Annotated in this window: 17 protein-coding genes and 4 pseudogenes; 8 read left to right on the top strand and 13 right to left on the bottom strand. The window is 66.9% G+C overall.

Annotated features, from left to right (window positions below):
* Positions 1–2: 2 nt before the first annotated feature.
* Together RNB18_RS20875 and RNB18_RS20870 are read left to right on the top strand one after the other, a co-directional pair.
* Positions 3–1,166, top strand: coding sequence for an LPXTG cell wall anchor domain-containing protein (locus RNB18_RS20875; RefSeq protein WP_311715591.1), 1,164 nt, complete (start codon positions 3–5; stop codon positions 1,164–1,166).
* Between the two features lie 516 nt (positions 1,167–1,682).
* The gene (locus RNB18_RS20870; RefSeq protein WP_280859260.1) at positions 1,683–1,886 is read left to right on the top strand and encodes a hypothetical protein; all 204 of its coding nucleotides are present in this window, start codon (positions 1,683–1,685) and stop codon (positions 1,884–1,886) included.
* A gap of 427 nt (positions 1,887–2,313) precedes the next feature.
* Here the strand turns inward: RNB18_RS20870 and RNB18_RS20865 are convergent, their stop codons facing one another.
* The 5 genes from RNB18_RS20865 to RNB18_RS20845 form a co-directional block, all read right to left on the bottom strand.
* Positions 2,314–2,802: a hypothetical protein gene (locus tag RNB18_RS20865; protein WP_311715590.1), complete on the bottom strand. Its 489-nt coding sequence runs from the start codon at positions 2,800–2,802 to the stop codon at positions 2,314–2,316.
* Positions 2,790–3,545: a hypothetical protein gene (locus tag RNB18_RS20860; RefSeq protein ID WP_311715589.1), complete on the bottom strand. Its 756-nt coding sequence runs from the start codon at positions 3,543–3,545 to the stop codon at positions 2,790–2,792. Before RNB18_RS20860 ends, RNB18_RS20865 begins: the two co-directional genes overlap by 13 nt.
* On the bottom strand, positions 3,467–3,835 hold the full coding sequence (locus RNB18_RS20855) for a hypothetical protein (protein ID WP_311715588.1): 369 nt from the start codon (positions 3,833–3,835) through the stop codon (positions 3,467–3,469). The genes RNB18_RS20860 and RNB18_RS20855 overlap by 79 nt, the downstream gene beginning before the upstream one ends.
* 31 nt (positions 3,836–3,866) lie before the next feature.
* The gene (locus tag RNB18_RS20850; RefSeq protein ID WP_311715587.1) at positions 3,867–4,346 is read right to left on the bottom strand and encodes a hypothetical protein; all 480 of its coding nucleotides are present in this window, start codon (positions 4,344–4,346) and stop codon (positions 3,867–3,869) included.
* Between the two features lie 702 nt (positions 4,347–5,048).
* Complete coding sequence (locus tag RNB18_RS20845; RefSeq protein WP_311715586.1) at positions 5,049–5,528, bottom strand: hypothetical protein; 480 nt, start codon at positions 5,526–5,528, stop codon at positions 5,049–5,051.
* A gap of 166 nt (positions 5,529–5,694) precedes the next feature.
* Between RNB18_RS20845 and RNB18_RS20840 the strand changes: the two genes are divergently transcribed.
* Positions 5,695–6,333 carry a hypothetical protein gene (locus tag RNB18_RS20840; protein WP_311715585.1) on the top strand — a complete coding sequence of 213 codons (639 nt, stop codon included), beginning with the start codon at positions 5,695–5,697 and terminating at the stop codon, positions 6,331–6,333.
* Positions 6,334–6,783: 450 nt separating this feature from the next.
* Here RNB18_RS20840 and RNB18_RS20835 read toward each other — a convergent pair whose 3' ends face one another.
* Positions 6,784–7,251 (bottom strand): ester cyclase, encoded by a 468-nt coding sequence (locus tag RNB18_RS20835; RefSeq protein WP_311715583.1) that lies wholly within the window; start codon positions 7,249–7,251, stop codon positions 6,784–6,786.
* Between the two features lie 87 nt (positions 7,252–7,338).
* On the opposite strand from RNB18_RS20835, the gene RNB18_RS20830 reads away from it, so the two are divergent.
* The 3 genes and pseudogenes from RNB18_RS20830 to RNB18_RS20820 form a co-directional block, all read left to right on the top strand.
* A complete protein-coding gene (locus tag RNB18_RS20830; RefSeq protein WP_311715582.1) occupies positions 7,339–7,689 on the top strand; it encodes a winged helix-turn-helix transcriptional regulator in 351 nt (116 codons plus the stop codon).
* An 867-nt stretch (positions 7,690–8,556) separates the two neighbouring features.
* Positions 8,557–9,075, top strand: coding sequence for a hypothetical protein (locus RNB18_RS20825; RefSeq protein ID WP_311715581.1), 519 nt, complete (start codon positions 8,557–8,559; stop codon positions 9,073–9,075).
* Positions 9,068–9,442, top strand: a pseudogene (locus RNB18_RS20820) (GntR family transcriptional regulator); the annotation flags it as partial. The gene RNB18_RS20825 and the pseudogene RNB18_RS20820, both read left to right, overlap by 8 nt.
* A gap of 242 nt (positions 9,443–9,684) precedes the next feature.
* Here the strand turns inward: RNB18_RS20820 and RNB18_RS20815 are convergent.
* From RNB18_RS20815 to sigJ, 4 genes and pseudogenes are all read right to left on the bottom strand, one after another.
* The gene (locus tag RNB18_RS20815; RefSeq protein ID WP_311715580.1) at positions 9,685–11,058 is read right to left on the bottom strand and encodes a WD40 repeat domain-containing protein; all 1,374 of its coding nucleotides are present in this window, start codon (positions 11,056–11,058) and stop codon (positions 9,685–9,687) included.
* A 22-nt stretch (positions 11,059–11,080) separates the two neighbouring features.
* Positions 11,081–11,309, bottom strand: a pseudogene (locus RNB18_RS20810) (transposase); the annotation flags it as partial.
* Between the two features lie 72 nt (positions 11,310–11,381).
* Positions 11,382–11,990, bottom strand: a complete 609-nt coding sequence (locus tag RNB18_RS20805) for a hypothetical protein (RefSeq protein ID WP_311715579.1) — start codon at positions 11,988–11,990, stop codon at positions 11,382–11,384.
* Positions 11,991–12,968: 978 nt separating this feature from the next.
* Positions 12,969–13,907 (bottom strand): RNA polymerase sigma factor SigJ, encoded by a 939-nt coding sequence (sigJ, locus tag RNB18_RS20800; protein WP_311715578.1) that lies wholly within the window; start codon positions 13,905–13,907, stop codon positions 12,969–12,971.
* 168 nt (positions 13,908–14,075) lie between these two features.
* On the opposite strand from sigJ, the gene RNB18_RS20795 reads away from it, so the two are divergent.
* Positions 14,076–15,176 carry an LUD domain-containing protein gene (locus RNB18_RS20795; protein WP_311715577.1) on the top strand — a complete coding sequence of 367 codons (1,101 nt, stop codon included), beginning with the start codon at positions 14,076–14,078 and terminating at the stop codon, positions 15,174–15,176.
* A gap of 106 nt (positions 15,177–15,282) precedes the next feature.
* Here RNB18_RS20795 and RNB18_RS54090 read toward each other — a convergent pair.
* Positions 15,283–16,343, bottom strand: a pseudogene (locus tag RNB18_RS54090) (IS110 family transposase).
* Between the two features lie 168 nt (positions 16,344–16,511).
* Positions 16,512–16,688: pseudogene (locus RNB18_RS20785) on the bottom strand (IS5/IS1182 family transposase); the annotation flags it as partial.
* A 314-nt stretch (positions 16,689–17,002) separates the two neighbouring features.
* Between RNB18_RS20785 and RNB18_RS20780 the strand changes: the two are divergent.
* A complete protein-coding gene (locus RNB18_RS20780; protein ID WP_394817646.1) occupies positions 17,003–17,347 on the top strand; it encodes a hypothetical protein in 345 nt (114 codons plus the stop codon).
* 34 nt (positions 17,348–17,381) lie between these two features.
* Here RNB18_RS20780 and RNB18_RS20775 read toward each other — a convergent pair whose 3' ends face one another.
* Complete coding sequence (locus RNB18_RS20775; protein ID WP_311715576.1) at positions 17,382–18,197, bottom strand: hypothetical protein; 816 nt, start codon at positions 18,195–18,197, stop codon at positions 17,382–17,384.
* Positions 18,198–18,277: the final 80 nt, after the last annotated feature.

The following is an 18,277-nucleotide window of genomic DNA, read 5'->3' as shown; positions in this document are numbered from 1 at the left end:
TCATGAAGGGCACGTCGTCCAACGGCACGGTGGTCTCCACCCCCGTCCAAATGACGGTGGGCTCCGCCGAGTTGACGGTGAACAAGTTGGCCGACCGCAAGGGCGACAAGCCGGGGACCACGATCGGGACGCCGGTCATCATCAGCAACACCGGCATCGTGCCCGCCGACGGGGTCCAGCTGAAGGTGCTCACCACCCGAGGCCTCGCGTACGCCGACCGGTTCTCCAACTGCGCCTACTCCTCGGTCTCCCCAGACCCGTACGGCGGCCCCTCCGAGCAGGCCCTGTGCACCTTCGACACGGTCGTCGAGCCCGGCAAGAGCTACCGGCTGGACCAGCCGCTGGACCTGGAGGTGACCCACCAGGCCCTCCACGAGTTCGTCCGCCGCGAGGCCCTGCCCCTGTCGGGCGCCGAGGCGCCGTCGGGGAGCGGTCCGAAGCTCTCCCTGGTCGCTGCCGGAGCCGCGGACACCTCCGGCACGAAGATCGGCAGGCAGTACGTGCTGGCCGACAACTCCGCCGACATGGCCGCGGGCGGCGACACCGCCGAGGGCGCGCCGGGCGACCTGGTGCACGTGGACCTCTCGTTGAGCAACGAGGGCCCCGCCCGCATGGACAACAACTACAGCGACGACCAGCCGGCGCTGCTGTTCACCGTCCCCACCGGCACCAGGGCCGTGGAGATCCCCAGGCAGTGCAGCGTGTGGATCGCCGACGCGCAGATGGGCAACGGCGAGCAGACCCCCGGCGCGCCGCAGTACGTCTGCAACCCTCTGGACACCGGATTCGAGGTCGGGGACACCCGTACCTTCCGCTTCGGCCTGGAGATCCGTGATGGTGCCGACACCACCACCGGTACGGCCAAGGCGACCACGGCGTACGACAACACCCTGGAGTTCGACGACAACCAGGCCAACAACACCGCGCCCGTCACCGTCGAGGTCGAGGACGCCGACACCGCCACCGCCTCGGCCTCCGCGTCCCCCGCCGGCACGGGCGACAACGGCAACGACGTCCGCTCCCGGACGGTCGCCGACGCGGCCGTGACCGGCTCGCTCGCCAGCACGGGCAGCAGCAGTGCGCTGCCCGTCGCCGGCGCGGTGGGCGCGGGCGCCCTGCTGATCGGTGGCGCGCTGGTGTTCTTCGTGCGGCGCAGGAAGGCCTGACGAGAAGGACTCACGGCACCTGGCCCGGTCGGCGACCCGCTCCCCCGAAGTCGCCATTTGTCGACGAGGTAGCGCACCGCGTCGATCATCTGCCGGTGGCAGTAGCCCTCCGGACGGCCGCCTCGGCCCGCCAGCCATCCCGGAACCGGCAGCAGATCCCGCACCAGTGCCCACTCCGTATCGCTCATGTCCGAGCCGTACCGGGGTCGGCGCTCTGGCCGGTCGGCCGCGTTCCCGAACCGATGGGCGAGACAGCCTCGCTGGACTCGACAACCGCGAGCTACCAAGAGGCCCTTCCTCTATGACCCACCAGCCAACAAGAGAACGGAAAGTCAGGGACGGCTAGGGGATGCAGCAATCACCCTACTCGCCCCATGGGATCGTGTGGGCTGAGGCGATCAACTCCACGGCTCTGGACAGCCGCTTTGGAGCGAGCCCCTAAGATCACGGCCCCGGAGCCGCTCCGTTGATCGCGCGGTAGCGTGCCGCGCCGCACCAATTGACCTGGAGACATGCATGGCCAGCTACGAAGAGCACGAGCAAGCCGCCATCGAACTCTTGACGCCGCTGAGAGGTGCCATGGGAGGAACAGTCCAGCCTGACTACCGCTTGCAGATGGCTCAAGTGGAGGCGCTTCTGGCGCTCGCCGCAGCCATAGCCGGTCGCCACCAGGAGGGCGCAGCGCCGGGTCAGCCGCCGATCGGCCCTGCTGGCTTCTGACGAGGAAGGCCAGCCCACTTGCCCCAGGTACGGCCTGCGTTCCCGCCGAGGACGACAGCGCAGGAGTGCTCAGCGTCCGTAAAGCTCGAAAAAGATCTCGATGATCGGACGAAACAGCGAGATTCAACCATCAAAAATGGCCTTTCGGAGTCGGCTCAGCTCCGTATCGTCTTTCGTACGGCTGGAAACGGCGATCAAGGCTCGTTGGGGACAGTCCGTAGTCCAGCGCGGCCGCGGCGGCTGGGTGAGTGTCTCGCGTGCGAGACGTCTCGGTGCTGGTCCGCCAGGACGGCATTCGGTCGGGTTCTTGGTCTTCCGGGCCCGCTTCGCGCCACACCGGATCTAGGAACCGACGTCCAGATAGTGAGCAGCGGCCCAGGCCGCCCCGGAGGCTTCCGGGGCGGCCTGGGGCCGGGGATGGCCTGGGTCAGGACGGGCGTTCGTGTCCCGGCCGCCATCCGACTGACAAGCCCCAGTGGATTCCGGCGCCGGCCGTGACCGTGATGAGGACGTGTTGCTTGCTGCTGCCCAGCCCGATCTCGTTGTAGGTCGTCGAGGGTGTGGTCGTGCAGGGGATGGTGTAGGTGGTCAATTTCCCGACCATGATGATCGTCTTTCCCTCGCCGGCGCATTCGGTTGCCACGGCGATGGTCCCTGCCTTGATGCTTGGGATCACTGTCACCTCTTCCGACCCTGTTCGGTCGGCCAGGCGAACGAATGTTTTGGTCGAGCCGGAGATGTCCGGTGGCGTTCTTGTCACATCGATGGGCGGAGTCGGATGGGACGGGGTCGGGGACGCGTTCGGGACGTTTTGCGATGAGGTCTGGCTGTCATGCGTTGTGCAGCCCGCTACGAGGGGAACGCTCACTGCTAGGACAATCACCGCTGCAACGCGTGCCCTTGTCAGGTTTGCCATGTGTACCAGCCGACGGTGTAGGACGTGTAAGAGATGACGGTCGAGGACGCGGAGCGCGTGCAGTTGCTGTACAGGATGTAGCTAGTGCCTGTTATTCGCCGTCGCCAGACACCGTACTTGCCGTTGAGGGTCTTGTGCGGCGGGATGATCGCGGTTATCGAATTCCCCAGTTTCGCGGTGAGCGATACGGAAAAGTTGATTCCATAGGTTGCTTCTTGGCGTGCGATGAGTTCGTTTGCCGAGACCTTCACCGATCCGGTCAAGCTGATGCCGGCGGTCCCCGATGCCTCAGCAGTGAACGTGGTGGTCTCGTTGTGGGTGGTGCCGTTGTAGTTGGACTGCCAGGGGCCGAAGGAGTGGATGTACTTGCCGCCAAGCGAGGTGGGCTTGTAAACGCCGCCCGCGGTGTCGCAGTACACGCCTGCGGGTGCGATGCCGGTCGGCGCGTCGGTGGGAAGGGCAGGCTCGGAGGAGGCGGCCGCAGGGTCCGTGGGCGCGTCGGTCAGATCTGTCTCCGGGGGATCAACCGGCGGTTGCGTTGTCAGGGCGCCGCTGTCGTCGTTGCCGTCGAGGGAGAACCAGCCCTGCAGGTCGACGATGAGCTGGATGGTGCCACCGCTGGCGTTGTAGATGCTCACTGCGCCCTGGTCACCGGGCTGTGCGATCACCAGGTCGGCGGTGGAGGTGTTCGCCTGGAAGTTGCCCACCAGGTGGTCGACGGCATCGGCTGTCCGGTTGGCCACACGCGCAGGTAGCCGGAGTTCTGCTGCCCGGTCGTGGTCAGGTTGAGCACGGCCGCGCCGAAGGACGCAGGGATGCCGTCGTTGCCCGCCACCATGACGCTGACGCTGCTGTCGGCCGGGATGGCAGTGGAGGTGCGGGTGTCAAGCAGCCGGCCTTGGGCCGCGGTAAAGACCCCGTCACCGGAGGACGCTTGAGTGAAGTAGCCATAGACGTCGAGGACTACGTCGACGGACTGAGTGGACGATCCGTTCTTCAGGGTGATCTGCCCGTTTGCGCCTACGGGGATCACTGCCCCCTGCGACGTGGTGACACTCTTGTAGTCAACGACGGGTTGACCTGCCGATCCTCCGGTGGCGTAGGCGTAGAGGGTTCCGGAACTGCCGGGGGACAGGAACGGTGATATTGGCATAGACCGATCCCTCGTCAGTTATGCCGTCCGCACCGTCGATCTGAACGTTCAGGGTTCCGCCGGGCGCGATCTGCGCCTGGGGGGCACCTGTGCCGTTTCGGGTGTCGACGAGCCGGGACTGGGTGACCGGAACGTATCCGCCGGGGAAGGTCGCGTCGCCGTCAGAGGTGAAGTAGCCGTTGACGTTCACGATGAGGTCAGCGGTGCCGCTGGAATTGGAGACGTCGACCTTTCCATCCGAACCGACAGCGACAATCGCTGAGTTGCTGACGTCTGCGCTGCTGGAGAAATCGATGGCGGATGCCGGGTAGGGCCTGGTGGTGCCGTCGGGCCACAGCTCCAGGTAACTGCCGGACGAGGTGGCGTTGGCCGCAGTGATGTCCAGAGACACAGCCGATACCCCGGAACTGGGAACGCCGCCCTCCCCCAGTGAAAGACATTGGTGGACGCCGCACCGAGCGCGGCGCTGACGCCGAGACCCGAACGCGTATCGACGATCGTGGCCGAGGGCGAGATCGCGGAGAAGTCACCACTCGCAGTGGTGGCACTCGCTTGGGTGCTGCTGGCCAGACCGAAGCAAGCGAACACCGTGAAGAAGACGACAGCCCAGGAAACACGTCTGTGTCTGGTGTGTCGGGCAAGCAACATAGGACCCCCCTATGACGAATGAGGACGTGCCATGAAAATGGCGAAAGCATCCGAATTAAGGCGACCTTAATGATCATGTAAGCAAATATTCCACGGCACTCACTCAAAAAATGCGCAAAGGAATATCCCCCGAGCCGTCGGCGGGCAACGTTGCTTACGGTGGACGCCCTGGATTCAGTCAAGAATGAATGAGGAATCGACAACGGCGATGACGCCTGCGACGTAGGCGGCGGGGACGCGTCCCCGCCGCCGAGACGCGGAGCCCTCTCCAACCTCACGTGAGCTTCTTCGAGTTGGTCACCGATCGGGTGACGGTCTACGAAGCGCAACGAGCGAGGCACCTGAGCTGTTGATCGCGATGTCTGACGTCTCAACCACGCTTCTCAGGGGCCTCGACAGCGTTCGGGCAGTACTTCGGCGTCCTGCCTGAGCACTGCGGGCGTGGCTACGGCCGGGCCGGGGTGCGCGCGCGGCAGCGAGGCTCACATCTCCGCGTCGTCGGGAAGCTCCAGTTCTGCTTGCGCGGGGCGGGAAGCAGCGTGCGCGGACCGGCAGGGAGCAGTCCGCGGCGCCGGAGGACCTTGTCCCGGTCACGGCACCAGGTGGTGCAGAACTTCCGTGGCCGACCAGTGGACTCGGGCAGGGCCTGGATGCACACCGGGCAGCAGCCGGGCCCGGCGACTGGCGACAGGCGCTCCAGCAGCTGCTGGACGCGTTCGGTCTCCTCCTCGGTGCCGAAGTACCCGGCGTCGGCCCGGCCCCGGCATCCGGCGAGCAGTTCGCCGAACACGCCGCGCAGCTCGGCGAGGTCGCGGCGGCAGGCGCCCAGCAGGGCGAGGAAGTCGTCGACGGGCCAGGAGGCGAGGACCCCGGAGCGGGGACAGGTAGAGGCCGACCGTGTCGATGCGGTACCGGTCGGCGGCATCGAGCAGCAGATAGCCGGTCAGCTGCCACGCAGTGCGCTGGCACATCTCCTGCTCGGCGGCCTCGCCGCAACACCGATGCGGGGGATAACCTCAGCGGCACGCCGTATGACCCGCGGGGTTGCACGGTCCTCGTCCGAGCGGTCCACGCCACAACGAGGGGGTTCGATGCGCTGGCGATCGCTCAATGGCGAACGACGGACGGTCACCGGCGCCATCCGGCTCGGCGACGACGCGATCGCTCGCGGCCAGTGGGCCCTTGCCCTGCGCCACTATGGGAAGGCCAACCGCCATGCGGTCAGGGTCGCCCAGGCGGGAGAAGGCGACCAGGACCAAGCGGTATTGGGCTCCGTCTACTACAACCTGGCTGAGCTCCGTGTAAAGACCGGCGAAGTCTCGATGGCCTGGCTGTGCGCGCTCCAGGCCTGCCAGGTGTACGGCCGGCTGGACCCCACGAACGCTCGTCCCACCGCCGTGTACTCCTGCCTCACGGACCCGAGCCAATTCACGTCCCCGAGCCCGCCCCTGGCCAGGGAACGGATTGCCCTGAACGCCGACGCCCGATCCCGCTACGTCCTGCTCAGTGCAGGCCTGGTGCGGGAATTCGGGTCTCAGGCCCTACGGGTGGACATTGGTGGCGGTGCACTCGACGGGATCACCGATGTCCGCGAAGTGGTCGAACGGATCGGTGAATCAGCCGTGCGCACCTACCAGGAGCTGGTGCGTCACAACACCGTCTACACCGAGGCCGATGTCACCCGCACCCGAGAGCGCGTTACCAAGGCATGCAGCATCATCGACGCCTAATCCAGCCGCAGGCCGGGCCCACCGCTGTTCTGGCTGTCGCAAAGCAGCGGGCGCCGACCGTGGGGCAGCATGGCCCGAGGGGCGTGCAGCAGCCGGCCGTGCTGCACCGGCCGGGCCGGGCTGCTACCCGTGCAGCACCCGTGTGCCGCCTGGCCCATGCAAATCCTGCGCTGCACCCACGACACCGCTCTGCGGCAACTCAGGGACCACGACCAGGACCACGAGCAGCACCCCAACCACGACGTCCGCCACGCACTCGTGCTGCAACTCGCTGCACACTGGCTTTGTAACCGCGGGAGGGAGTTGTTCCGACGTGACTGTGGGAGTCACCTGCTGACTGAGTATTGCGATGACGGTCTGTTTTGACGTCAGCCAAGGGCTTGCGTGGGACGGTGGGGGTGCTGCTGCCGCAGGGCTCGGGGCAGGTGTGGTCCGAGAAGGTCACGATCTTCAGGCCGGCTGCGCGCCGCTGCTGATCTGTTGGGTGAGCTTGAGCATTTCTTCGACGTGGTAGATCTCGGTGATCTTGCCGTCAACAATGCGCATGATGTCCTGGCCGTTGATATCTACCGGGTTGCCGCTGGCGGGGAACCCGAAGGCGTCTCCGGTGTGGGTCGCGGTCATCCGCCAATGAAGGACGACCCAGCCGCCGGGGAGCTCCTCCTGGAACAGGATCCGGTGCTGCCTGTCGCTGAATCCGACGCGGGTCGCGGCGATCAGCGCTCGCATGCCGTCGATGCCCGAGGCAGCGTCACCAGCGGGGTTGTGGTCGATCAGATCCGGGGCGAACACCTCATCCGCCCCGGCGACGTCCCCGGTGTCATAGAGCTCCAGCTCACGCGCGGCGACCCGCAACGCGGTGCTCGTGGCCGAGCGCACCATCTCGCTCGCGGTGTTGGCCGTACTGATCGCGGTCATGAGGTCCTCCATCGTGTGGGGCGCGGGCTCCTCCGGCTATGGTTCCCTGAGGGAATCAGTTCCCTCAAATGAACTAATGGGGAGAACATGAGTGAGCTGGATCACCCCTTGCCGGAATGTCCGATCGCCCGGTTCCTGACCGTGCTGGACGGGCCCTGGGCGACGCTGATCGTGCGGGAGCTGCTGACCGGCCCGAAACGCTTCACCGAGCTGCGCGCCGGGCTTCCGGGGATCAGCCCCAAGACCCTGTCCTCACGACTACGACGATTCGTACTCCTAGGGCTGGTCACCCGCACGGCCTATCCGGAGATCCCGCCCCGCGTGGAGTACGAACTCACCCCGGCAGGCGCACGACTCGAGGTCGTGCTGGCCACCATGGGCGCCTGGGCCGAACAAGACCTTCCCCGCACCGGCGCGTTCCCCATCGAAGATCGGTAACCAGGACCCGCCGACTGCCCGGCGCTGAGCGTAAGAGACTGGTCAGGGCGACCGAAACAGTGCCTGACAGGACATCTCAGGCCGAAAGGACGCCGGCGGGACTTGGAGAATCCGGGCCCGCAGGCAGGCACTGACGCAGCGGCACAGTGACATCGATTCCCATCGCCATTGATCACGAAAACGCGCGCCAGGTGACTCCCAAACTCAAGTCGAAACGACATCCAGGGGAAGTGACACAGCCAGCACACCACGGCGAGCAGCACGACCAGGAGCAGCGGGCCCCGTCGCCGCAGGCCCTCGGCCCACACCTCACACCGCGCCTCGCCCACCTTGGGAAACGGGCTGTGTGTCTCACAGGAGCAGCAGGGATCGCTCCGCAGGCACGTCAGCGAACAGTGCGTCAAGCGCGAATCGCACGCGCCCTCCTCATCGCTCGAGTCTCGGTTCCACGCTATCGCCAGCCTGCGGCGCCGGGTCCGTCGCCGTCAGGAAACAGCGCACGCCCGCTCGCCTACACGTCTTCGGACGGCCCCGACACGGTGGCTGTGCCGTGTCCGCCCATTCCCGAGATGTCAGCCCAGGTCACGACCCGATCTTCGGCTGTAGTACTAGCTATGACCGCTCTTCTTCGGAAGCCATGTGACTTCACCGCGCTCGCCGAGCACCAGTGCCTCGCCGACACGATCACCACGCCGGGGGTCGTCTTGGCGCGCGGCCCTCGCCCGCCGGGCTCACCCACGCCCACTCGCACCATCCACAGCCGGACTGCGATCACCCGAGCCAGACGACGTCGACGACGTACAGGCGTCCGGCGTACGCACCGCGAGTCTCGCCCCGCGCCTGGCCCGAGCCCACGTGCCGCCCCGTATGACGCCCCTGCTTCTCCTGCAGGCGGCCTCCCTCGCCACCCTGCTGGTGATCGGTGTGGTCACGGCATCCTCCGACCCCGGCCGGATAGGCAGAGCAGGGCGTGTCATGACCGTCACCTGCGAAGGAATACGCACTTCCCTCGGCCCCTGGCCGGGCCTGTACTACAGCGGCCCGATGTTCGCCGCCCTCGCGGTCGGAACCCCCGCCTGCGTCTGGGCCCTGCGCCGTATCGCACACGGCCCGGGCAACGACCAGCAGCGCCGTGACCGCGCGTGGGCGATCACCGGAGCCTGGGGGCTGCTGGTGTCGAGCCAGGTGCTGCTCGTTGTTCTGATGATCTTCGTCGCTCTGACGGAGAATGCCTGCGCCGGCCCGCTGGGCGCCGCCACCATCGTGGTGATCTGCCCCCTGGGCCTGCTGAGCCTGTTCACCTTCGGATGGTCTCTGATCACCGTGGTGCCACCCCGGGCGGTCGACGACGAGGCAGCCGACGATGGGACTTTCGACGATGAGTGACCCCGCCGTCCGCGTCGACACCACTAGCCAGGTACCGCCGTACGAGCAGATCCGCGCCCAGCTGGCCGCGTTGATCCGCACCGGCCGGCTGGCCGAGGGCGAGCGCCTGCCGACCGTACGCCAGCTCGCCGCCGACCTCGGTCTGGCGCCGGGCACCGTGGCCCGCGCTTACCGCGAGCTGGAGGCCACCGAGCTGATCCGCACCCGCCGTGGCGCGGGCACCCGGGTAGCGGCACTCCCGTCCGAGCCGCACGCGCACGATGCCGACCAACTCGCTACTCTGGCCCGGGACTTCACCTCCGCCGCCCGAGCGCTCGGCGCCGACACCGAGGACATCCTGACCGCCGTCCGCGACGCCCTGGACCCGGGGACCGCCTCCTCTTCGGCCACCGCCGACAGCGGAGCGGGTGGCCCCAAGACGGCCGAGGCGTCAGCACAAGTCACAGGCATGAGGAACAGGCTTGAGCAGCAGGCGTAAGTACCAGACGTAATAGGCACGGGTAACAGTGGGTGATGAGCCACTGTTACGCCACGGCACGGCCACTGAAACAGCAGAGCCGGACCAGATCAATTGAGACAGCATCCGGCGTCCACCCGCCCAGGACCACATCACTCGAGATTCCCGGCACCCCCGCGTCTCAACTGAACTGGTCGCCGCAGGTCAGTGGTCCGACTCGAAACCAGATCATTCACTGCGGTTCGGCAGGGGCGTACGGCCGCACAGCCCGTCTCCGTCCCGGCCCGAGCAGGTCTGCGGCTCAGCCGTCTCGGGGCTCGCAGGGAGGGACGCGGCCGCGGGTGCGGAGGCAGCGGATAGCGCGGCGGCTTCCTCGCGGCAGAGCTTGCACAGCCCATCCCCCGAGGACCTCGCCCGGCGCGAGTAGCCTGCTCCTCATGCCTGCCCCAAGGGGTGTAGCCGAGGTTCAGCTGCCCGAGTCTTCCCTGCCCCGCCTCCACCGCCGGTGAGGGGAGCCGCCAGATCCGTACGACGTTGTCGGCGGCCCGGGTCACGACGAACCGGCCGGACGGACGGACGTTCAGCACGGTGTCAGGATGCCGCAATGTCTCGATGACGTGCCCGCCTCGCCACACCAGCACGTCGCGGTCGACCGACCCGGTCACCAATGTGCCGGATCGTGTGTAGGCGACGGCCGACACGTCCTCCTGGTGCTGCTGCGGCCGCTTCGGGGAGGAGCCCGCCGAGGTCCACAGCCACACCCGGTGGTCGTCGCCGCCGAAGGCCATCTCCCGTCCGTCCGGACGTACCGCCACGCTCTTCGCCTCGAACTGGTCACCGAGCTCCATCGTCTCGGCGCCTCCGGCGTGCAATCGCCACGCACGCGGCCCGCGCGCGTCACCCGAGGCGAGCAGGTCGCCCGCGGCGGACAGTGCCACTCCCGCGGGGCGAGATCCCACCGACAGCGCGATCGGTGCACCGCCACCCGCCAGGTCCACCCGGACGCCCCCGCGCTGGTCCACGGAGGCGATGGTGCGACCGTCTGCGGAGATCGCCAACGCCCTGACACCATCGTGCCGGTAGACCTCAGCCGGTGTGGCGAGGGTGCGGGCGTCGGTCACCAGCCAGGTCCGCACGAGGCCGTCCTGGTGGGCGGTCACCAGGGTGCGTCCGGCGAACGCCAGGGCCTCGATGGGCGAGGGCGGCATGACGCCGACGGCCTTGACCGGGGCGTACCCGGCCGTCAGGTCCCTCAGCCGCAAACCGTCGGTGGCATCTGCGGTCGCCAGGATCGTGTCGTCCGCGCCGAGCGCGAGGCCGGTGACCGTCGCCGCGAAGGCCGGAAGCCGAGTAGCGGTCGGCGTGCCGTGGGAGCTGAGGACGGCGCTGCGGGCCGCGGGAGTGTCGGCGAACCGCCCGGAGGCCACCGCTACCTGAGCCGCAAGCGCCGGATCAGTCTCGCGCAATGGGTCGGCGCGGGCAGCCACCCGCTGCGACCACGCTTGGCGGGTACGGTCGTCAGCCACGCCCTTCTGCTGCAGCGCCAGACTCGGTGAACCGGCGGAAGGCGGTGACGCCGGACAGGCCGAATCCGGGTGGCAGTTGATTCCACGTGCAGCCGGAGGCGGCCACGAAGATGATCGCAGCAAGCACCTCGCGGTCCCCTCGTCGACGGTGCCCTCCGCCCTGCTGGCGTTCCGGTTCCGGCGGGGACCACCCGCTGGAACAACTCCCAAAGCTCTTCCGGCGCCAACCGTTCGACAAGCGCAGCAGTCATCACCCCAGAGTGCCGCAAGATCACACCAACTGAAATGACGTCTAAAGAGTTCGGTCCGCTGGACGTTCCGTCTCACGCGCTCCGCCGGAAGGTCCAACGGAGCGACCAGTACCGGATGAACCACCACGCCTCACGCCGCGGACGTGAGGTGTGGGCCGCACGAAGATAGCGGACGGCTGCCACTGCCCAGACCCAGAGGAACGATCCAACCAACGCGAAGTAGCAGAAGGCTGCAGTCGCTCCAGCCGCGTCTTGCCCTCCCTCAGCCAACCAACGAAGAGATGCAATCTCCGCAGCGGCAAGCACTCCACCGATCAGTGTCGCAGAGAGCGTGTACAGCACGATCAAGAGCCGCTTGCCTTTGCCCATTCGCAACTCCCGCAACCGTCGACGCGCATCCTCATAATCTTCTCTCGTGGGCTGAACACCACCCGCGAACAGGCCCGCCACGATGTGGCTCATCTCTGCGTCTCGCCGAGAGACCTCGCGGATCTCGTCTCTAGTTCTGTTCATCTCGACTGTAGCCACCAGCAGGATCACAGGGGCTACAGCAGCAACCGTGGTTGCGAACTCCTTGGTCATCCTCACATCAGCTGTGTATACCCGGCCGAGGCGATACGGCAGACATGTCGATGCATCGCTGCCGCGGGCCCTCGCCATGACGGCGTTGACTCCCGTCACCGCGCCGATCCCTACGTAGGATCTGCGCCGGTGGCACACACCTTCGAAGAACTCGTGGAGAAGCAGCTTCAGCTGACCAGGTGCACGCTCAGGTCCTCGCCTTGCGAGACGAGAACGGCCTACCTCCACCCAGGAAGGTGACTGGACGACAAGCAGGCCACCGCGTACGACCTGGGAGGACTGGCGAGATACAGCCGCGGCCATCCAGGCCGCCATTAGCGAGTACGCCAGAAGCCGAGGGCAAGGCCCGATACGACGTCGCGGCGGCCGCCAAGCGCCACGCGTCGAACAACACGTTCGCTCGTGTGGCCTGCTCGAACTACGGCGGGCGGCAGCCGCAACAACCTGTCGCAGCGACGTCGGTCCTGCAGCTGGGAAGACGAGGGCCGGGGCCCTCGCTGAAGGAGACTAGGGAATTGTCGGAGGGGTCTGATCCGCTCCTGCTGCATCACCATCGAGGGTGGGCAAGGGTACAGGCTCGAGGCGTACTTCCCCCTGGCTGAGATAGCGCTTGAGCTCCGGCGGCCGGTAGTTCGCGTCTCTTTCGTAGCGCTGCTTTGCGGTTGCCGAGAGGTATTCGCACCCGTCTTTGCGTTGGTCTGCCCAGGAGGAAGCCACTCCGATCGGCCGGTGCGACGGGCGCGCGGTTCTGGCAACGCCAGTCCCCGAGAACTTCGCCCCGGCCCCTACCGCCCGTCGCCGCGGCCGAGCCGTCAGGGGTACCTGATGCTGTGTGTGCCACAACGGTCCTATTTCAGCGACGAGTTCAGCGATCACCGTCGGCGACAACCCGGTGATCCGGTAATCCGCCACGATCAATTCGCGCGCCCCAGCCCCCATCATGCCCAGTACAACGAGCTACCCGCGGCCGAGCCACGGCCAACTGTGCACGAGGTCGTTAGGGCGTGTTTGAGATATGGGCTCGGTGCGGGTTGGTACTGGCCACGATCCGATCGCTGCGGTGTCTCGGATCGCTCCTCAGCTGATCCGCCAGGGCCGGAGCTTCTCGGGGTTTCTCACCGCCCAGATGTGCCTGATCCGGTCATCCACGATCTCGAACGCGAACACGGTCGAGAGGTTGCCGTCCTGCCGTGTCACCAAGCCGGGCAGGCCGTTGACCGTGCACTCCAGGAACGTTGTGTGGCCGCCCGACACACGGGCGATCTCGGCGTAGGCGCATGCGATCTGCTCACCGCCCACGATCGGGTGCAGGTGGGTGACGGCCAGCCCGCCGCCGTCGGCGGTCGCAACGGCGTCGGGGTCAAGCAGACTGATCAGAGCGTCGATGTCCTTGGCCTCCCACGCCGTTCTGAACTGCCTGACGATGCCGGCCTGCCCGGCACTCGGGCCCGCCGGCCTCTGCGCGCTGCGGATGCGCCGGCGGGCGGACGAGGCCAGTTGACGGCACGCCGCCGGAGTGCGGCCGACGACCTCGGCGACCTCACCGAACGGGTAGCGGAAGACGTCGTGCAGGACGAACGCGACGCGCTCGGCCGGCGTCATCGAATCGAGGACGACCAGGAAGGCCATCGTCACCGACTCGTCGAGGGTGACCCGGTCGGCCGGGTCGGTCCCGCCGGCGCCGGAGCGCCCGGTGATCCACTCCGTGGGCTCGGGCAGCGGTTCCGGGATCCAGTCGCCCACATACGTCTCCCGCCTGGCCCGCGCCGAGCCAAGCAGGTTCAGGCAAATGCGGCTGGCGACCGTCATCAGCCAGGCGCCAGGCGACTCGATGGCCTGCTGCTCGGGTGCGGACATGGCGTACCAGCGGGCGTAGGTCTCCTGCACGACGTCCTCGGCGTCGGCAAGGGACCCGAGGAGTCGATAGCCGAGGTTGATCAGCTGGCGCCGCTCACTCATGATCGCGCTGAGGTCCGGATCGCTCCGACCGTCCCCGGGCTCGGTTCTCGTGGTCATGGTCTGGCCGTCTCCCTCGCTCGCTTCTGTGCCGCTACCCCCTACGACAAGGCAGCGCACAGGAATGTGAGGCCGACGCGCCACCTCACATTCCGAAGCGCTGCGTTGTCGTAACGGTGTCGTACCGGTGAGGGCGACAGCGAGACGGAAAACAGAGAGGGGACTTTGATGAACGACTTCCGGACCATCGCGGACCGCGTCGAGATCGAGGCACTGCGCAGCGAGTTCACCGACGCGGTGATGATGCGCGACCGACCTCGCCTGGCGTCGCTGTTCACACCGGACGGCGCTCTGCGCATGCCTAACATCCCCGTAGAGCAGATCGGCCGCGAGGAGATCCTCGCCGGGGGCGAGCGGCTGCAGAGCCAGTGGGACTTCTTTATACAGAACACACACCCCGGCACGATCCGGCTCGACGGCGACACCGCGACCGGCCGCGCCTACATCGAAGAACTCGCGCGCACCCTCGACGGACGCGAGGGTCTGAACTACGCCGTCTACCACGACCGTTACCAGCGCACCGAGGAAGGCTGGAGGTTCGCCGAGCGGGTGTACGAGGTCAGGTACCTCGACACCTCCCCGCTGGCGGGCACGGCGCCCCACGCTGCGCAGGGCTCCAGGACCGAACGGGCACACGCCACGGCCCCCCCGGCTCCGGCCACGTCCTTCACCGACCCGGCGACGGCCGAACAACTGGAGGGGGTGGCCGCTGCGCTGCGTGCCAACGGCTTCGCCGCCGAGATCCTCGACGACGCCGCAGAAGCGCGCGTCCGCATCAAGGACCTGGTCCCCGAGGGCGCCAGCGTACTCACCGGAGCCAGCGAGACGCTCCGACTGTCCGGCATCGACGAGGACATCAACGCCAGCGGCCAGTACGACGCCATCAGGCCGCGCATCCTGGCCATCGACCGTGCCACCGGCGCCGACGAGATCCGAAGGCTGGTCGCCAGCCCCGAATTCGTCGTCAACAGCGTCGCCGCGGTCACCGAGACCGGCTCGCTCGTTCTTGCCTCGGGCAGCGGCAGCCAACTCCCCGCCAACGCGGGCGGCGCCGCCCACGCGGTCTGGATCGTCGGCGCGCAGAAGGTGGTGCCCGACCTGAGCACAGCCCTGCGCCGCATCGAGGAGCACGCCCTTCCGCTGGAGAACGCCCGAGCCCAGGCGGTGTACCGGATGCCCAGTGCCGTCAACCGCCTGCTCATCCTCAATGCGGAACCCCGCCCAGGGCGCGGCACCGTGCTGCTTCTCCGGGAGGCCATCGGATACTGACCCGGCCGACAGTCCGTTTGACTCACGGGCTCAGAGCCAGTCGTTGATGGCGGCGATCTGGACATTGGCTTCGTAGCGGACGGCGAGCTTGATGCCCCTATGGATGTCAAGCAGCTGCTCTTGGCTTGTCCATATTCGGTCGGAGCGTGACGATCGCCTGGTAGATCTCGCGGGCGACGTAGCGTTTGAGGCAGCGTATGGCTTCGCGGCGTGTCTTGCCTTCGCAGACTCGGCGTTCGATGTAGGCGCGGGTGCGGGTATCCCAGCGCATCCGGGCCAGGACGATTGTGTAGAGGGCGGAGTTGGCCTGGCGGTCGCCGCCGCGGTTGAGTCTGCGGCGCTGGGTCTTGCCGGAGGAGGCTTCGACGGGGCTCGCGCCGCAGAGAGCGGCGAAGGACGCCTCGCTGCCCATCCGTTGCGGGTTGTCCCCGGCCGCTGTCAGTAACGCGGCAGCGGTGTCGGGGCCGACGCCGTAGACATCGAGGAGTTTGGGCGCGCAGACGCCGATGGCCGAAGTGATTTGTTTGGTGAGGTCGCTGATCTCGTCGGTGAGATGCAGGATGCGCCTGGCCAGGAGACGGAGCGTGTGTCGGGCGGCGGCCTCAGGGCCGGGTCCCTCGCCGGGGCTCAGCTCACTGCAGCGCCGGATGAGCTTGGGGTTGCTCAGGTCGGCCAGTGACTCACGCAGGGTCGGGTCTGCGGCAACCTGGAAGGCCTTGAGCTGGTTGATGGCCTGCGAACGGGACTTGATCGCGGATGTCTTGGCCATCTTGAACAACCGGATGGTCTCCACCGGGCCGTTGGTGGTCCTGGCGGCGGCGGTGGCGCGGCCAGACAGAACGGCGTGAGCCGCTGCTGCAGCGTCGATCGCTTCGGTCTTGCCGCGTCGGCGGCGTTGTCCGGCTGGTTGACCTCGGTGACCGTGAGGCCCTTGCTGAGCAGGTAGCGGGTCAGTGCGGCTCCGTAGGAGCCCGTGCACTCCACGCCGGCCCGCTGTAACTTCCCGAAGGAGCAGGCCCAGGACAGGAGTTGGCAGTATCCCTCCCTCGTGGTGGGGAACGTGCGACTGTCCAGCAGTGCTCCGGTACTGGTGACTACCGCGGCTGCGTGGATGTCCTTGTGGGTGTCCACCCCGAGCACCACTTCCGCGCGGGTGTGCTGGGTCATGCTGGTCACGGTCGACTGTCTCCTGACGTCTCGGGAACACCGGCCGACGCCGGGCCGAGTGTGACGGTCAGGACTGTGACGGTGCCTGTCGCGAAGGCCCCTATCGGGAGACGCCCACCGGTCCGGCGGCAGCATGCGCCGCCTCAGACAGTGGTCGGCAGATCAAACTCAAGGCACCAAGGCCAGTCGTATCGCGGGCCAGACCACCACCCGAGGCGGCACCCCCACATCCTCACAGTCGTACCGGGTCGCCACGGCCCTGTGCCGCTTGAGGCGGTTGACTCCACATTCGACTGCATGCCGAGCCTTGTAGTCCTCGCGGTCGAAAGCCGGTGGCCGCCCGCCGGCCGCTGATGGCAGACCCCAGGTCGAGGCACTCAGCACCGCCGACCGCGGCTTACTCCAGCGGGAGATCGACGACACGATCTCCCATTCCGAGCCTGGCGGGGTGCAGATCAGTTCGAACGAGATCGCCTGGCGCGGCGGCAAGGCCGTGATGGTTCTCCCCCTGCCCGGCGCCAAGCAGACCCCCCCCCCCCGACAGCCCGCAGCTCCAGGCCGTCTACGCCAAGCTGGAGGGTGCTGCGCGCTCCCATGGCGCGGCCGCTGTCCCGCCGCTGCCCGCGGCCGACTACCACGGGTGCCCGCGGGGCACCGTCGTGCGCTGGTACTGCTTCTACAAGAACCGGGACTGGAACGAGAACGTCGCAGGCCGCCGTCTGCAGTGGAGCGACCCGCACTGTGACGACGTCATGGACTTCGAGCAGTGGAGCTTCGCCAACAAGACCTCGTCCTGGGTCAACACCGGATTCCTGGAGGTCACCGTCTGGGACGACACCGTCCACAAGATCTGGACTGAGGCCCCGAACTCCCTGTCCTCCTACGTCGGCTCCTCCCACAACGATTCGGCCCGCTTCTTCGAGGCATGCGCCTGCCCAAGTGCACGAGGCATCAGTAGGCCTCTCAACGCCGGAGAAACTACGGTGCTTTTTTCCGATCCCTGACAGAAATGTTCCCAGGGGCCCTGTCTGCTGTTACTCAAGGCCGCGATCCAGTGTCCCTAGTCCTTCCCCATGCCTGCCGCTCGCCGTAGGAGAGAAGCCCGGGTGGCTCCAGGTCAAGTTTCCCGGCACGCTTCACCAGGACTTCTTGGTGCCCATTCAATTCCCCTGTCGCCGGATCCAGAAGCAGAGTGAACTGCGCCCCCTGGCCGTCCACTGGAGCAGAGACGCCGAAAACCGTGCGGCCGGATTCATCTGAAGCCCTTCCCGCAAGGATCAGGCCATCCACACCTGCCAGCACACGCAAAATCGCGGCACGTAGTGACGCCCCCAAAATCCCCAGATCATAATAGATGTCTTTCACGACTCCAAGCAGAGCCCGCGCGCTTCCACCACTCACGGAGATAAGCTGCCGAGAAAGGTCGTCGGGATCGTCGGATAAAGGCATGACGCCTTCCCATACGTCCTGGAGCGTGCTGAACTCTCCAGGACGAACCCGGCGATCCACGACCTGTACATCGTGTTCCGCATCTGCTTCCCGCAGTCGGGCTGCACCAACTGAGACAAACTCGGGAGGGTAATTTCTGCGCACGAGGCGACCGGATCCATCCGGGCTACGCCAACGCTCTATCTGAGTGGGAAACCAGGCGCTGGCGGCCCTTCCGTCGATCACTCGAGTCGTTAAGTTCAGCCCAATGTCCCTGGTGTAGATATATGAACCCTCGACAGGCGGGTCATGAAGTCGTGAGGTAGCCTCAGAGAGACCCGTCAAAAATTCAATCCTGCCGAAATTGAGTTGCTCAAACGACAGCATGAACTCACCATTCCATTCCGGATGTCGATATTCTTTCACAGGGCGTTGGTCCCACGAGCTCCTCGAGCTGAGTTGCTGCGGGACGGTATCGAGGGGCTGCGGCGGCTGCATGCTGGGGG

It is taken from the genome of Streptomyces doebereineriae (genome assembly GCF_031845645.1).
GTDB classification, from domain to species: Bacteria; Actinomycetota; Actinomycetes; order Streptomycetales; family Streptomycetaceae; genus Streptomyces; species Streptomyces canus.
This window is presented reverse-complemented; position numbering and strand designations above follow the sequence as displayed.

Coding starts and splice junctions, on each gene's coding strand:
- RNB18_RS20865 (WP_311715590.1), bottom strand. CDS start 2,802: ATGGCAAACCTGACAAGGGCACGCGTTGCAGCGGTGATTGTCCTAGCA.
- RNB18_RS20835 (WP_311715583.1), bottom strand. CDS start 7,251: ATGACCGCGATCAGTACGGCCAACACCGCGAGCGAGATGGTGCGCTCG.
- RNB18_RS20825 (WP_311715581.1), top strand. CDS start 8,557: ATGACGCCCCTGCTTCTCCTGCAGGCGGCCTCCCTCGCCACCCTGCTG.
- RNB18_RS20845 (WP_311715586.1), bottom strand. CDS start 5,528: ATGCCGCCGACCGGTACCGCATCGACACGGTCGGCCTCTACCTGTCCC.
- RNB18_RS20795 (WP_311715577.1), top strand. CDS start 14,076: ATGAACGACTTCCGGACCATCGCGGACCGCGTCGAGATCGAGGCACTG.
- RNB18_RS20830 (WP_311715582.1), top strand. CDS start 7,339: ATGAGTGAGCTGGATCACCCCTTGCCGGAATGTCCGATCGCCCGGTTC.
- RNB18_RS20875 (WP_311715591.1), top strand. CDS start 3: ATGAAGGGCACGTCGTCCAACGGCACGGTGGTCTCCACCCCCGTCCAA.
- sigJ (WP_311715578.1), bottom strand. CDS start 13,907: ATGACCACGAGAACCGAGCCCGGGGACGGTCGGAGCGATCCGGACCTC.
- RNB18_RS20870 (WP_280859260.1), top strand. CDS start 1,683: ATGGCCAGCTACGAAGAGCACGAGCAAGCCGCCATCGAACTCTTGACG.
- RNB18_RS20840 (WP_311715585.1), top strand. CDS start 5,695: ATGCGCTGGCGATCGCTCAATGGCGAACGACGGACGGTCACCGGCGCC.